Source organism: Bradyrhizobium sp. 147 (genome assembly GCF_023073935.1).
Lineage (GTDB): Bacteria > Pseudomonadota > Alphaproteobacteria > Rhizobiales > Xanthobacteraceae > Bradyrhizobium.
The window spans coordinates 65,840-80,200 of the sequence record NZ_JADPKL010000005.1 but is presented as its reverse complement, the minus strand read 5'-3'; the positions used below and the strand labels follow the sequence as shown (position 1 = coordinate 80,200).

The following is a 14,361-nucleotide window of genomic DNA, read 5'->3' as shown; positions in this document are numbered from 1 at the left end:
AGGCGGACGATCCAGTATTCCAGAGACGGTCGTGTGTCCACGAGAGGCCGCGGCGTACTGGATGCTCCGCTTTCGCGGAGCATGACAGTGGAGAATGTGGAGGCGCGGTCGCGACCCGCCGGCGGCGAAAGGCATCGTCACTCCGCCGCCGTCAGCCGGTGCACGTTGTCGGCGATGTCCTTCGGCACCGGCGCGGTCCATGGCGCGCCGCGGCGGCGCTTGACGTCGACCTCCATCCAGTAGGTCTCCCAGCCCCGCGTCGGGCCAATGCCGTCCATGGTCGCCGGTCCCTGGATGCTGCGCGCGTTGGCCTCGTCCAGGAACAGCATCGGCTTCTCGCCGCCCGACACCTTCTCGATCTCCTGCCGCAGCAGGCGGCGATATTGCACGATCGCCTTGTCGCTCTGACCGAGATGCTCCTTGGTGCGGTCCTGGATCGCGCCCATCGATTCCACCGCCCACTGGTCGTGGACGTTGATGTCGGTGCCCATGCCGGTGTAGGTCGCGGTCTGCTGTTCGTGCGGATCGAAGCCGTAATCGTTGCTGCGGTTCTTGCGCGATTTGTAGTCGGGCAGCTCATAGAGCTCGAGCCGCTGCTCGCGCATCTTCGTCTTGTCCACCGGGTTCGTGTAGCTGGTGAAGATCGCGTACCAATAGCAGTTCTCGTCATCGATCGGCACGTGCCACTGCGTGATCGTCATCTCCGTGCTCATGGGGATGACGAAGCCGTGCGGGAAGAGCTGATTAGTGACGCGCACATGGGTGCGCTCCTCGTCGATCTCGCGCAGCGCGATCAGCCTCAGACCGTATTCGGTGTGCTCGACATTGATAATTGGACGGTCGTATTCGCGCAGGATCTTCGTCATCGGCAAGTCAGAGCCGGCGGAGGCACCGCGGAATTGCTTGCCGTAGGCGGTGGACGTGTCCTCGTCCTCGAAGAAGCGGTGCAGATAGGAGGCGTGCGCGGGGTCGATGCCGACCTCCAGCGCCTGGAGCCAGTTGCAGGCCATGTGGCCCTTGAAGGCGAACGTGTGCGTGCCGGGCGCAACAAAGCAGTCGAGCTCCGGGAATGCCGGCGGCGCACCTTCGCCGAGATAAGCCCAGAGGATGCCGCTCTTCTCGACCACGGGATAAGAGCGCTGGCGAATGTTCTGACAGAGCTTGGAATCCTTCGGCTCGGCCGGCGTCTCGATGCACTGGCCGGTGGCGTCGAACAGCCAGCCATGGAAGGCGCAGCGCAGGCCGCCATGTTCGAGCCGACCGAAGGCGAGGTCGGCGCCGCGATGCGCGCAATGGCGGTCGATCAGGCCGTACCGTCCGGTCTCGTCGCGGAACAGCACCAGGCTCTCGCCGAGCAGTTTTACGGGACGGATCGGCCGCGCACCCTCTAGCTCGTCCACCAGCGCCGCCGGCTGCCAGTAACTCCGCATCAGTCTGCCGCAGGGGTCCTTGGCCCCGGTGCGGGTGATCAGGTCGTTCTGCTCCTGGCTCATCATGGCGCGTACGTCCTTGTGCAGGGAGTTTGTTCGCCTATTGAACTAGTGGGCGAATTATGACATGCCTGGGCGCGGCAGCAAGCACTATTTTGCAGGATCATCCGAAGCCATGCCCAAGCTGAAGCGGAGCGAGAGCGAGGAGCGCGCGACGGATTTCGTCGAGAGCCTCGATCGCGGTTTGCGGCTGCTGCAGTGCTTCGGCACCACCGCCGGCCCGATGACGCTGAGCGATCTTGCCCGCGCCGCCGATCTGCCCCGCGCCACCGCGCGGCGCATGCTGTTCACGCTTCAGCGCGGCGGCTTCGCTTCCGGTGACGGAAAGCTGTTCTCGCTGACGCCCCATGTGCTGACGCTGGCAGCGTCCTACCTGCGCTCGAACCAGCTCGTCGTGGTCCTTCAGCCGGTCCTTGATCGCATCGCAACCGGCGCGCAGGAGATCGCGTCGCTCGCGGTGCTCGATGGCGATGACGTCGTATTCATCGCGCGCGGAAGCCCTGCGCGCGTTTTCTCCGGCGGCCTCGAGATCGGCTACCGGCTTCCGGCCTTCTGCACCTCTGTCGGTCGCGCAATGCTCGGCCAGTTCGATGACGCCGATCTTGCAGCGCGACTGAAGACCATGAAGCGCGAGGCGCTGACGCCGCAGACCGAGGTTGATCCAAAAGCGCTACTCGCGCGCATCACTGCCGACCGCGCGCAGGGCTATTCGCTGGTCGACCGCGAGGCGGAGCCGCATTTCCGCTCGATCTCGGTTCCCGTCCGCCGCTATGACGGCGTGATCGTCGCCGCCATCAACATGGGGGCTCACGTCGACCGGGTGCCGGCACAGGAGCTGCTCGACCGTTTCCTGCCGCTGTTGCGCGAGGGCGCGGAATTGGTGCGCTCGCAGCTTCTGTAGCTGCATTCCCGTCGTCTCGAAAGCGGTGCTATAATGAGCAAGCACAAGAGAACAGGGAGGACGCCATGCACCATACCATGGTTCCCAGCGATCGCGTGGAGCACGTCGCCGTGTACGGACGCGACGGGACGAAGCTCGGCACGATCGAGCGACTGATGCTGGACAAGATGAGCGGAATGGTCGCCTATGCCGTGATCAAGACGGGCGGGCTGCTCGGCACCCGTCACCATTATCCTCTCCAGTGGAGCGCGCTGAAATACGATCCAAGCCGGCAGGCGTTCCAGACCGAGTTGACGCTGGACGAGCTCAGCAGCGGCCCATGCGAGTTCGACGGCGATGCTTTCGACTGGGGCGACCGCTCGCGGTCCTACCCGCATCCGCATTACTGGTCGGTCTAGCCGCGTCGCAGCTCGTGTGGGCGGGCTAAAGGTCGGCAGCACCACGCTCGATCAGTTCGGGTTGCGCATCCAGTCGGCGAGACCGGACAGCGCCTTGGCGAGGTCCTGCCGCGCGTTCGTGTCAGTGACCGTCTCCTCCAGCGCGCTGCGCATGCAGGCCATCCATGCGTCGCGCTCGGCATCACCGATCGCAAAGCCGATGTGGCGCTGGCGCAGCCGCGGATGGCCTTTCTCGACGGAGTAGAGCCGCGGGCCGCCGGTTCATTCGGTCAGATAGCGCTTCAGCACGTCCCTGATCAGACCGAGGTCGGCCGCATGCATCGCGCGGATGACTTTCGCTTCCGGCAGGATGTCCATGCGCTCGTAGAAGCCATCGACAAGGCGCTCGATCGTGGCACTGCCGCCGATCCGCTCGAACATGGAGATTGCGACGTCGCTATCGCTCATCGGTCTTCCCAAAGCTTGCTGTTGGGCTGGGATATAGCGAAATTGGAGGGTGTAGATGCAGCGAGAAAGGGATCCTACAGCGCGAGGCTGCGGAGGCCGAAGCTGCGCGCTTCGTTCTGCAGCACCGGGCGGACCGCGTCGATCAGCCGTGCGGCCGCGGCATCGACGGACAGGCCCGCGGTATCCACCACCGCGGTGGCGCGCGAATACAGCGGTTCGCGGCTGAGCAGGATGTTGCGCAGCTCGGCCATCGCCGAGCGATCATCGGCCATCGGGCGCAGATCGCCCTGGCGGCGGACGCGGGCCATGTGCTCCTCCGGCTCGGCCTTCAGCCAGATCGTGTAGAACGACGACAGGATCTGGTCGAAGGTCAGAGGCTCGGAGACGATGCCGCCGCCGGTCGCCAGCACCATCAGCTCGTTGCGCGCAAGCAGCTGCTGCAGCGCCGCCTGCTCCATGCGGCGAAAGCCTTCTTGGCCGTACAGCGCAATGATCTCGGCGACCGAGAGCCCGTTCTGCTGCTCGACCTCCTTGTTGAGCTCGACGAAAGTCCAGCCGATCTTCTTCGCCAGCATCCGGCCGAGAGTGGATTTGCCGGCGCCGCGTAGGCCGATCAGCGCAATGCCGCAGAACGGCGCGCGCCGCGGTGCAGACGCGCTGCCGCCGGCGAGCAGATCCTTGGCCTGCGCAATCTGCGCCGGTGTCGCCTTGCGCAGGAGATCGCGGAAAATCTGCCAGTCTGGCGTCGGATCGGCGCTAGGAAGCAGGTCTTCGAGATGTGCGCCCATCGCGTCGGAGACGCGGCGGAGCAGCACGATCGAGACATTGCCCTTGCCGCTCTCGAGTTGCGCGATGTAGCGCTCCGAAATCCCTGATACTTTGGCGAGCACTTTGCGCGACATGCCGCGCAGCGCGCGCATGGTGCGCACGCGCTGGCCGAGCTGTTCGAGAAATCGGGATTCGGCGTCGGGACTTTCGATCATGAGTCTTCTTTAGCGGATGTCCTGCGGCGCGTTTTAATGAAACATAATGCCTGCTGGCATTGACAGCAAGCCGCCACGGTGTCTTTCTATGAATTATAATTCTAAATTGGGGAGACGTCCGTGAGCGAGGGATCCTACAACGCGGTGACCTGGCTGCTCGACCGTAACGTCGAAGAGGGCAGGGGAGGCAAGCCCGTCTTCGACGACACCGTCTCGCGGCTCACCTATGGCGAACTGCAGCACCAGACGCGCCGCGCCGCGAACATGCTGCGCCGGCTCGGCATCCGTCGCGAGGAGCGCGTGGCGATGATCATGTTGGATACGGTCGACTTCCCGATCGTGTTCCTCGGCGCGATCCGCGCCGGCATCGTGCCGGTGCCGCTCAACACGCTGCTGACCTCCGATCAGTACGCCTACATTCTCGCCGATTGCCGCGCCCGTGTGCTGTTCGTGTCCGAGGCGCTCTATCCCGTCATCAAGGACGTCGTCGGCCGCATGCCCAATCTCGAGCACGTTGTGGTCTCCGGCGCCAAGCAGAACGGCCACAGGCAGCTCGCCGAGGAGCTCGCGGGCGAGAGCGACCAGTTCACCACCGCCGCGACACATCCGGACGAGCCGGCGTTCTGGCTCTATTCGTCGGGCTCCACCGGCATGCCCAAGGGCGTGCGCCATCTGCATTCGAACTTGCAGGCGACCGCGGATACCTACGCGAAGCAGGTGCTCGGCATCCGCGAGAGCGACGTCTGCCTGTCCGCCGCAAAACTGTTCTTCGCCTATGGCCTCGGCAATGCGCTGACCTTCCCGATGTCGGTCGGCGCCAGCGTGATCCTGAACAGCGAGCGGCCGACGCCGGCACGCATGTTCGATCTGATGAACCGCTACAATCCCTCGATCTTCTACGGCGTGCCGACGCTGTTCGCGGCCATGCTCAACGACGAGACGATGAAGGCCGAGCGCTGCGGCAAGGCGTTGCGCATCTGCACCTCGGCCGGCGAGGCGCTGCCGGAATCCGTTGGTCTTAGCTGGAAGGCGCGCTTCGGCGTCGACATTCTTGACGGTGTCGGCTCGACCGAGCTGCTCCACATCTTCCTGTCGAACGCGCCCGGCGACATCAAGTACGGCTCCTCCGGCAAGCCGGTGCCGGGCTATGCAGTGCGGCTCGTCAACGAGGCCGGCGAGGACGTCGCCGATGGCGAGATCGGCGAGCTCCTGGTCGATGCGCCCTCCGCTGGCGAGGGTTACTGGAATCAACGCCACAAGAGCCGCCGTACTTTTGAAGGCCCGTGGACCCGAACCGGCGACAAATATGTCAGGGATGCCGAGGGCCGCTATACCTTCTGCGGCCGTGCCGACGACATGTTCAAGGTCTCCGGCATCTGGGTCTCGCCCTTCGAGGTCGAGAGCGCACTGATCACACACCCCGCCGTGCTGGAAGCCGCTGTCGTGCCTGAGGCCGATCCGGAAGGGCTATTGAAGCCAAAAGCCTTCGTCGTGCTGCGTCCGGGTGCGAAGACGACGGACTTGCAGGAGATGCTGAAGGAGCACGTCAAGCAGAAGATCGGCCCGTGGAAATATCCGCGCTGGATCGACGTGGTGGATTCGCTGCCGAAGACGGCGACCGGGAAGATTCAGCGGTTCAAGCTGCGGGAGGGCGCGCATTAGTCGCTCGTCATTCCGGGGCGATGCGAAGCGTCGAACCCGGAATCTCGAGCCTCCAAGACAATCTCGAGATTCCGGATCAGCTCGCGCTGCGAGCTGTCCGGAATGACGCAAAGAACGGGAACGACAGCATGACCAACCTCGCCCTCACCGGCTTCCTCGACATCGGCACCGCCAGCCTCGAATACAAATGGCTCGCGCCATCGTCCACCGAGGCTCCCACCATCGTCATGCTGCACGAAGGCCTCGGCTCGGTCGGCCTCTGGGGCGACTTCCCGGACAAGCTTCAGCAAGCCACAGGCGCCGGCATCTTCGTCTATTCGCGCGCAGGCTATGGCCAGTCGAGCAAGGTCACGCTGCCGCGGCCGCTCGATTACATGCAGCGCGAGGCGCTCGACGTGCTGCCGAGGCTGCTCGACATGATCGGCTTCAAGCGCGGCCTCCTGCTCGGCCATTCCGACGGCGCCTCGATCGCGACGATCTATGCCGGTGCGCATCAGGATCATCGCCTCAGCGGCCTCGTGCTGATCGCGCCGCATTTCATCGTCCAGGACGTCTCGGTGAAATCCATCGCCGCGATCAAGACGGCCTTCGAGACCACGGACCTTAGGGCCAAGCTCGCGCGCTGGCATCAGGACGTCGACAACGCCTTCTATGGGTGGAACGGCGCCTGGCTCGATCCAAAATTCCGCGACTGGGACATCTCGGAATACCTCGCCTACATCCGCGTTCCCGTCATGGTCCTGCAGGGCGTGGAGGACCAATACGGCACCCTGCGTCAGGTCGAGATCGCGCAGGAGGAGTGCTACTGCCCGGTCGATGTGAAAATCATTTCAAGTGCGGGGCATTCCCCGCATCGAGAGGCGCCGGCGGCGACGCTCGAGGCGATCGCGCAATTCGCGAAAGCGGCCCTGCGCGACGATCAGGGCCTGCAAGGACGCGCCGCATGATGGCGGCGGCGTGACAGGTCCGAGGCCCGTAGGACCGGAACGGGCTCGTAATATCAACGCGGCCATGGCCGGCATTGGCATGAAACAAAGTGCATGACGTGGCGGCCAAGGGCTAGACGCATCCAAAAAGATGCATTATTGTGCATCTAACGCTACGCGAAAATGCATAATCAAGCTTAGGGTGTGACCCATGGCCGGGGAAGATCGGCGCCTCGCAGGCGGCGCGACGTTCATCGATTTCCAGACAGACCCGTCCCGCTACCGGCATTGGAAGCTCGCATTCGACGGCGAGGTCGCGACGCTGACGATGGATGTCGACGAGAATGGCGGTCTGTTCGAAGGCTATCTTCTCAAGCTCAACTCCTACGATCTCGGTGTCGACATCGAGCTCGCGGATGCGATCCAGCGGCTGCGCTTCGAGCATCCCGAGGTGAAGGTCGTCGTGATGCGCTCGGCCAAAAACCGCGTGTTCTGCGCCGGCGCGAACATCCGCATGCTCGCCGGCTCCACCCACGCTCACAAGGTCAATTTCTGCAAGTTCACCAACGAGACCCGCAATGGCATGGAGGATTCCTCGGAGAATTCCGGCCAGCGCTTCATCACCGTGGTGAACGGCTCAGCGGCCGGCGGCGGCTATGAGCTCGCGCTTGCGACCGACTACATCATCCTCGCCGATGACGGTTCGTCTGCCGTTGCCCTACCCGAGGTGCCTTTGCTCGCCGTGCTGCCCGGCACCGGCGGACTGACCCGCGTCGTCGACAAGCGAAAAGTGCGCCGCGACCACGCCGATTTCTTCTGCACCATCGAGGAGGGCGTGAAGGGCAAGCGCGCCGTGCGATGGCGCCTCGTCGATGAGATCGCGCCGAACTCAAAGCTGGAGGCGAGGATCGCCGAGCGGGCCAAGGAATTCGCGGCCGCCTCGAAGCGCAAGGGAAGCGGCAAGGGCGTCGCGCTGACGCCGCTCAAGCGCCTGATCGACGAGACCAGCATCCGCTACGGCTTCGTCACGATCGACATCGATCGCACCGCGCGCATCGCTACGATCTCCATCAAGGCGCCGGAAGCGGCGCCGCCGGCCGACACTGACGGCATGATGGCACAAGGGGCTTCGTTCTGGCCGCTCCAGGTCGCGCGCGAGCTCGACGACGCCATCCTGCATCTGCGCATCAACGAGCTCGAGATCGCCATGCTGGTGTTCAAGAGCCATGGTGACCGCGCCCATGTGCTCGCCAGCGACGTCTTCCTCGAAGCCAACAAGGCGCACTGGCTGGTCAACGAAATCAGGCACTACTGGAAGCGAGTCCTCAAGCGCATCGACGTCACCTCGCGCACGCTGGTCGCGCTGGTCGAGCCTGGCTCCTGCTTCGCCGGCACGCTCGCGGAACTCGTGTTCGCCGCCGACCGCTCCTACATGCTGATCGGCACGCGTCAGGGCGACAACCGTCCGCCGCCGTCGATCGAACTGTCCGCGATGAATTTCGGTCCCTATCCGATGAGCCACGGGCTGACGCGGCTTCAATCGCGCTTCCAGGCCGATCCGTCCGATGTCGCGCGCGCGGAGGCGACACTCGGCACCGCGCTCGACGCCGAGCAGGCGGAAGAACTCGGCCTCGTCACCTTCGCGCTCGACGACATCGATTGGGACGACGAGGTCCGCGTGTTCCTCGAGGAGCGCGCCAGTTTCTCGCCCGACAGCCTCACCGGCATGGAAGCGAGCCTGCGTTTCGTCGGTCCTGAGACGATGGAATCAAAAATTTTCGCGCGCCTCACCGCGTGGCAGAACTGGATCTTCCAGCGCCCCAACGCTGTCGGCGAAGAAGGCGCGCTGCGCCGTTACGGCAGCGGTCAGAAGCCGAAATTCGATATGACGCGAGTCTAGCGAATAGGAGTGGCGAATGGCGACTAGAAGAGTCCATTCGCTGCTCACCATTCGCTACTCGCGAGCCCGCAAGATGATGACAGTTGTCAAGTAATCAGTCCCCCACGGGAGGTCCACCATGAACATCATGAACGTCGACTACTCGACCAAGATCCCGAACAACGTCAATCTCGCCGAAGACCGCCAGGTCCTCAAAGCGCTGGAAGGCTGGCATCCCGGTTACATGGATTGGTGGAGCAATATGGGCCCGGAGGGCTTCCAGGAATCGCTGGTGTACTTGCGCACCGCTTATTCGGTCGATCCGCGCGGCTGGGCCAAGTTCGACTATGTCCGCATGCCCGAATATCGCTGGGGCATTTTGCTGGCGCCGCAGGAAGAGAACCGCGTCGTGCCGTTCGGCGAGCATTACGGCGAGCCGGCCTGGCAGGAAGTCCCGGGCGAGCATCGCGCCATGCTGCGCCGCCTGATCGTGATCCAGGGCGACACCGAGCCCGCCTCGGTCGAGCAGCAGCGCCATCTCGGCAAGACCGCGCCGTCGCTCTATGACATGCGCAATCTGTTCCAGGTCAATGTCGAGGAAGGCCGCCACCTCTGGGCGATGGTCTATCTGCTCCAGAAATATTTTGGCCGCGACGGCCGCGAAGAAGCGGACGATTTGCTGCGCCGGCGCTCCGGCGATGCCGATGCGCCGCGCATGCTGGGCGCCTTCAACGAGGCGACGCCGGACTGGCTGTCCTTCTTCATGTTCACCTATTTCACCGATCGTGACGGCAAGATGCAGCTGCATTCGCTGGCGCAGTCGGGCTTCGATCCGTTGTCGCGCACTTGCCGCTTCATGCTCACGGAAGAGGCGCACCACATGTTCGTCGGCGAGACCGGCATCACCCGCGTCGTGCAGCGCACCTGCGATGCCATGCGCGAAGCCGGCATCTCCGACCCCACCGACATCGCAAGAGTCCGCGCGTTAGGGGTGATCGACCTGCCGACCATCCAGAAGAAGCTGAATTTGCACTATACCCTATCGCTCGACCTGTTCGGCTCGGAAGTGTCGACCAATGCGGCCAATGCCTTCAACGCCGGCATCAAGGGCCGCTATCACGAGACCCAGATCGAGGACGATCACCAGCTCAAGAACGCCACCTATCCGGTGCTCAAGTTCATCAACGGCGAGATCAAGCTGGTCGACGAGCCGGCACTGACCGCGCTCAACATGCGCCTGCGCGACGATTACAGCCAGGACTGCGTCAAGGGCATGCTGCGCTGGAACAAGGTGATCTCGACCGCGGGCTACGACTACAAGCTGACCCTGCCCAATGTCGCCTTCCACCGCCACATCGGCGAGTTCAAGGATATCCATGCCACGCCCGACGGCATCCTGATCGACGATACGACCTGGGCCAAGCGCAAGGACGAATGGCTGCCGTCGGCAAGCGACGGCGACTTCATCACCTCCTTGATGCAGCCCGTCACCGAAACCGGCAAGTTCGCCTCCTGGATTGCGCCGCCAAAGGTCGGCATCGACAACAAGCCCGGCGATTTCGAGTATGTGAAGATCGAGTCGTAACCGCCAGGGCCTGAGGCTCGCGCAACACAAACGGTGTCATCACCCGCGAAAGCGGGTGATGCAGTATTCCAGAGGCGTCGGTGTTGAACCGAGAAGCCGCGGCGTACTGGATGCCCTGGTCAAGCCGGGGCATGACGGCGCGAAAACATCGAGCCCCCGCAGCCCCTCAGCTATCCCATCCGCTCCCCTTGATCCCCGGATTCGCATAGACGATGCCGCCGTCGACCGCGATGGTGGTGCCTACGACGTAATCCCCCGCGCGCGAGGCGAGATAGATCGCGGCGCCCGCCATGTCCTCGTCGGTGCCGATGCGCCCGGCGGGCACCCGCGTTGCGACCTCGTCGCCATGGTCGCGCGCGGCGCGGTTCATGTCGGACTGGAACGGCCCCGGCGCGATCGCCGTGACCACGACGTGGTCGGAGATCAGCTTGACCGCCATGCGCCGGGTCAGATGGATCAGTCCGGCCTTGCTCGCGGCATAGGAATAGGTCTCCATCGGATTGACGAAGATGCCGTCGATCGAGGCGATGTTGATCACCTTCGCCGGCCGTTCGGCGGAGGCTGCCGCGCGCAAGGGGCTGGCCAGCGCCTTGGTCAGGAAGAACGGCGCCTTGACGTTGAGGTTCATCACTTTGTCCCAGCCGCTCTCCGGAAACTCGTCGAAATCCGCACCCCAGGCCGCGCCCGCATTGTTGACGAGGATGTCGAGCTTCGACTCACGCTTGCTGAACTCGGTCGCCAGCAGTTCGGCGCCGGCAACCGTCGAGATATCGATCGGCAGCGCGATGCATTCGCCCTCATATCGCGCGGTGAGCTCCTTGGCGGTCTGCTCGCATGGTCCTGCCTTGCGCGCGGTGATGTAGACCTTCGCAGCACCTGCACTGAGAAAGCCCGCCGCGATCATCTTGCCGATGCCGCGCGAGCCACCGGTCACGAGCGCAACGCGGCTATTGAGCGAAAACAGATCGTTGAACATGGTGCCTCCCTTCGGTTGTCACGCGTTGTGGGCGCGGCCGGGAGGGGAGTCAATCTTGTCGTCTCGGAGCGCTTGGGCGCATTGATCCGCTCGGTGTCGTCCCGGCCGCCGCCCGGACGGATGCGGTTGATGCTAGGCCGCCGCAATCCTGCGAAAGCCGTTCCACATCGCGGTCGCGGCGCCCGAGGTCAGCACCGGCAGAATTCGTGTGTCCTGGTAGTTGCCGTTGAGCGAGACGCGCGGCAGCGCGGTCATTTGGCCGGCGTTTTCGGCGAACAGCATGCCGGGCCGCGTGGTCACTGCCGTCTTGAACCCGGCTGCCGCAGCGAGCGCGAATTCACGCGCGCCCGCCGCTTCACGGTCGCCATAGGGATAGGCGAAGTGCTGCACGGGACGGCCGAGGGTTTGCTCGATCCGTGCGCGGCTCACCGCCATCTCGTGCGCGGCGATCCCCTCTGCCTGTTTGGCGAGATTGCAATGGGTGATGCTGTGTGCGCCGATCGTGACCAGGGGATCGGCGGCCAATGTCTTCACCTCGTCCCACGACAGGCAGAGGCTGCGGCACAGAGCTTCCATGTCGACGCCGTAATTCGTGCAGAGGCCTTCGATCTCGCGCTTGAGATCGTGTTCGCCCGGCAGCGCGCGCAGCCAGTCGTGCAAGCGGTTGAATGCCGCCTGCTTGGCGGCGGGCGTCGTCGCATCCAGCCGCAGCGTGGAATGGCCTATTTTCACGTCGATCTGCTCGGCCTTGGCGATCACCGCTTCCAGCGCCGTCCACCACAGACGTCCGGTGCCCTCGGCGAAATCGCTCGCGACATAGACCGCGAGAGGCGCGTCAAATTCGCGCAGCACCGGCAGCGCATGATCGAGATTGTCGCGATAGCCGTCGTCGAGAGTGAAGGCGGCGAAGCGGCGATCGAACCGGCCCTGCACCAGCCGCTCATGCAGCTCGTCCATGTCGATGATGTCGATGTCGCGCGCGCGCAGATGGCACAGCGTGGCGCGCAGGAATTCGGGCGTGACCTCGAGATGACGGTTCGGCTGGAATGCGGCCTCGCGGGCCGGCCGCACATGGTGCAGCATGAAAATGGCACCGACGCCCGACAAAAGCGGGCGCAACAGATGGTGCGCCCCGCTGAAATAGAGTGCTTCCAGCCCGGCGCGGATGACGTTGTTACGCAGTTGCTTCATGGCCGGCTGGCGGACTCTGGCATTCCGCCTTCAACTTACGGGAGAACCCTTGAACAAAAAGTTATTCCAATTGTCGACGCCGGGCCGCCAGAAGGGCACCATTTCCGGTTTGACAGCCTGCCAAGGGTTTGTTTTGTCTCCGGTTCCAGAGTTCGGGTCGTCGAATGCAGAAGCTTTTCAGGTGGGCCAGCAAATGGTGGCCGGGGCTGATCCCCCTTGTCGTCATGTGGGGATTTGCGGCCTGGAACAACACGTTGCCGGTCGAGGCGGACCTGTCGGCCCGCAGCGCGGCGGCGCTCAAGGATACCGTTTTGGACAAGACCTGGATCGCGGTCGACGGCCGCGACGTCAGCCTGGCGGCGGATGCGTTCTCCGAGGAGGGACGCCGCGACGCCGTGATGGCGGTCGAAGCCGTCCCCGGTGTGCGGCTGGTCGACGACCGGACCCGTCTTGTTCCCGAGGCCAAACCCTTCGTCTGGAATGCCGAACGTGACGTGGTGCGGGTGACCCTGTCGGGCTCCGCGCCGCTGCCCTCGATGCGGGCGCGTCTGACCGAGGCAGCGCGCAAGGAAGTCGCCGGCGTCGAGGTGACCGATCGGATGGGCCTGGCGCGCGGTGCGCCGCCACGGTTCGAGGCCGCCGCGACCTTGCTGCTCGATCAGATCGGCAAGCTCAAGGACGGCAAGATCACGATAACGGACACCAAGGTCAACCTGTCGGGCATGGCGCGCGAACTCGGTGGTCGCGAGGCGATTGCGGCCGCACTGAAAAACCTGCCAGAGGGTTTTTCGATCGCCGCCAACGACGTCAAGGCGCCGCCCTACATCTTCCAGGCCTACAAGGATCCGGTGGCCGCGACGGTGACGCTGACAGGCTATGTCCCGGACAGCAATGTGCACGCGGCAATCGCAACCAGCGCCTCGCGAAAGTTCTTCAACGAGAAGGTCGTGGACAATCTCAAGGCCAGCATCGGCGCGCCCGGCTCGTTCAACACCGCCGTTGTCGCAGCGCTCGGCGCGCTGTCGCGGCTGTCCACCGGCACGCTCGTGGTCACGGATCGCGAGGTGAAGCTGTCGGGCGATGCACTCTATGAAGGTGCCGCCAACGACATCCGCGCAGGGCCAGGCAAGGACTTCCCGAAGAACTGGCAATACAAGCCGGAGATCACGGTGAAGCCTGCGGCAGGCCCCGTCGACGGCACCGTGTGCCAGCAATTGTTCTCGGATCTCCTGGCCAAGGGCAAGATCCGCTTCACGGCGAAGCGCGCCGATATCGATCCGGATTCCGCCGGCATTCTCGACCATCTGATCGAGACGGCGTTGCGCTGCCCCACCGCCAATATCGAGGTCGTCGGGCATACCGACGGCGACGGCGAGGATTCCTTCAACCTGGCTCTCTCGGAGAAGCGCGCGCAGGCGGTGATCGATTATCTGGTCAAGGCAGGCCTGCCCGCCAGCCGCTTCACTGCGGTCGGCCACGGCAGCACGCAGCCCCTCGCCGGCAACGACACCGACGAGGGCAAGGCGCAGAACCGCCGCATCGAATTTCTGGTGAGGTGATGATGCCCTACCTGGCTTCGTTCCATATGGGTTGGCTGGTCGGCTCGCTGCTGCTGGGCTTCTGCATGGGCTGGATCTCCGTGGTCCAGCGCGGCAACGGCACCTCGAAGGTGACCGCGCGGTGGCTCGCCGCGCTTGCCGCCGCCATGGTCGCGGCTTCGTTTGCGCACGTGGTCCCCGGCCGCTTCGGCTATTGGCTCGACCTCGGCCTGATCATGTTCGCGTGTTATCTCGTGGGTTGCACCATCGGTGCCTGGCTGCGCGACAGGGTGGTCTCGCGAAGCACGCCGCCAGCGGCCTGAAGCCCCTGACCGATTGGCGGAGCTTGCCTCTGTCATCACTATCTTCAGGAGGATCACGCTGA

The 14,361-nt window shown here is 64.2% G+C and carries 12 protein-coding genes and 1 pseudogene; 8 read left to right on the top strand and 5 right to left on the bottom strand.

Annotated elements, in window-relative coordinates; translation table 11 throughout:
- Positions 1–137: 137 nt before the first annotated feature.
- Complete coding sequence (locus IVA87_RS01080) at positions 138–1,496, bottom strand: aromatic ring-hydroxylating dioxygenase subunit alpha (protein WP_247307713.1); 1,359 nt, start codon at positions 1,494–1,496, stop codon at positions 138–140.
- 109 nt (positions 1,497–1,605) lie between these two features.
- Here IVA87_RS01080 and IVA87_RS01075 point away from each other — a divergent pair, with 109 nt between their 5' ends.
- The gene (locus tag IVA87_RS01075) at positions 1,606–2,391 is read left to right on the top strand and encodes an IclR family transcriptional regulator C-terminal domain-containing protein (protein ID WP_247307714.1); all 786 of its coding nucleotides are present in this window, start codon (positions 1,606–1,608) and stop codon (positions 2,389–2,391) included.
- A 65-nt stretch (positions 2,392–2,456) separates the two neighbouring features.
- Positions 2,457–2,789, top strand: a complete 333-nt coding sequence (locus IVA87_RS01070; protein ID WP_247307715.1) for a PRC-barrel domain-containing protein — start codon at positions 2,457–2,459, stop codon at positions 2,787–2,789.
- A gap of 51 nt (positions 2,790–2,840) precedes the next feature.
- On the opposite strand, the pseudogene IVA87_RS01065 reads toward IVA87_RS01070, so the two are convergent.
- Both IVA87_RS01065 and IVA87_RS01060 read right to left on the bottom strand, forming a co-directional pair.
- Positions 2,841–3,236: pseudogene (locus IVA87_RS01065) on the bottom strand (group II truncated hemoglobin).
- A gap of 74 nt (positions 3,237–3,310) precedes the next feature.
- On the bottom strand, positions 3,311–4,219 hold the full coding sequence (locus tag IVA87_RS01060) for a helix-turn-helix transcriptional regulator (RefSeq protein ID WP_247307718.1): 909 nt from the start codon (positions 4,217–4,219) through the stop codon (positions 3,311–3,313).
- A 120-nt stretch (positions 4,220–4,339) separates the two neighbouring features.
- Between IVA87_RS01060 and IVA87_RS01055 the strand changes: the two genes are divergently transcribed.
- The 4 genes from IVA87_RS01055 to boxB all read left to right on the top strand — a co-directional run bounded on the left by IVA87_RS01055 (position 4,340) and on the right by boxB (position 10,271).
- Positions 4,340–5,881 carry a benzoate-CoA ligase family protein gene (locus tag IVA87_RS01055; RefSeq protein WP_247332398.1) on the top strand — a complete coding sequence of 514 codons (1,542 nt, stop codon included), beginning with the start codon at positions 4,340–4,342 and terminating at the stop codon, positions 5,879–5,881.
- Positions 5,882–6,009: 128 nt separating this feature from the next.
- Positions 6,010–6,828: an alpha/beta hydrolase gene (locus tag IVA87_RS01050; RefSeq protein WP_247332395.1), complete on the top strand. Its 819-nt coding sequence runs from the start codon at positions 6,010–6,012 to the stop codon at positions 6,826–6,828.
- Positions 6,829–7,018: 190 nt separating this feature from the next.
- Positions 7,019–8,707: a 2,3-epoxybenzoyl-CoA dihydrolase gene (gene boxC, locus IVA87_RS01045; RefSeq protein ID WP_247332392.1), complete on the top strand. Its 1,689-nt coding sequence runs from the start codon at positions 7,019–7,021 to the stop codon at positions 8,705–8,707.
- 127 nt (positions 8,708–8,834) lie between these two features.
- Positions 8,835–10,271 (top strand): benzoyl-CoA 2,3-epoxidase subunit BoxB, encoded by a 1,437-nt coding sequence (boxB, locus tag IVA87_RS01040; protein WP_247332416.1) that lies wholly within the window; start codon positions 8,835–8,837, stop codon positions 10,269–10,271.
- 166 nt (positions 10,272–10,437) lie between these two features.
- Here boxB and IVA87_RS01035 read toward each other — a convergent pair whose 3' ends face one another.
- Positions 10,438–11,247 (bottom strand): SDR family oxidoreductase, encoded by an 810-nt coding sequence (locus IVA87_RS01035; protein ID WP_247307724.1) that lies wholly within the window; start codon positions 11,245–11,247, stop codon positions 10,438–10,440.
- A 132-nt stretch (positions 11,248–11,379) separates the two neighbouring features.
- Entirely contained in the window at positions 11,380–12,438 is a 1,059-nt protein-coding gene (locus tag IVA87_RS01030; RefSeq protein WP_247307726.1) for a polysaccharide deacetylase family protein, read from the bottom strand.
- A gap of 164 nt (positions 12,439–12,602) precedes the next feature.
- Between IVA87_RS01030 and IVA87_RS01025 the strand changes: the two genes are divergently transcribed.
- Both IVA87_RS01025 and IVA87_RS01020 read left to right on the top strand, forming a co-directional pair.
- Positions 12,603–13,997, top strand: coding sequence for an OmpA family protein (locus IVA87_RS01025; RefSeq protein WP_247307728.1), 1,395 nt, complete (start codon positions 12,603–12,605; stop codon positions 13,995–13,997).
- 2 nt (positions 13,998–13,999) lie between these two features.
- Positions 14,000–14,299, top strand: a complete 300-nt coding sequence (locus IVA87_RS01020) for a hypothetical protein (RefSeq protein WP_247308152.1) — start codon at positions 14,000–14,002, stop codon at positions 14,297–14,299.
- The last annotated feature ends 62 nt before the right edge of the window (positions 14,300–14,361 follow it).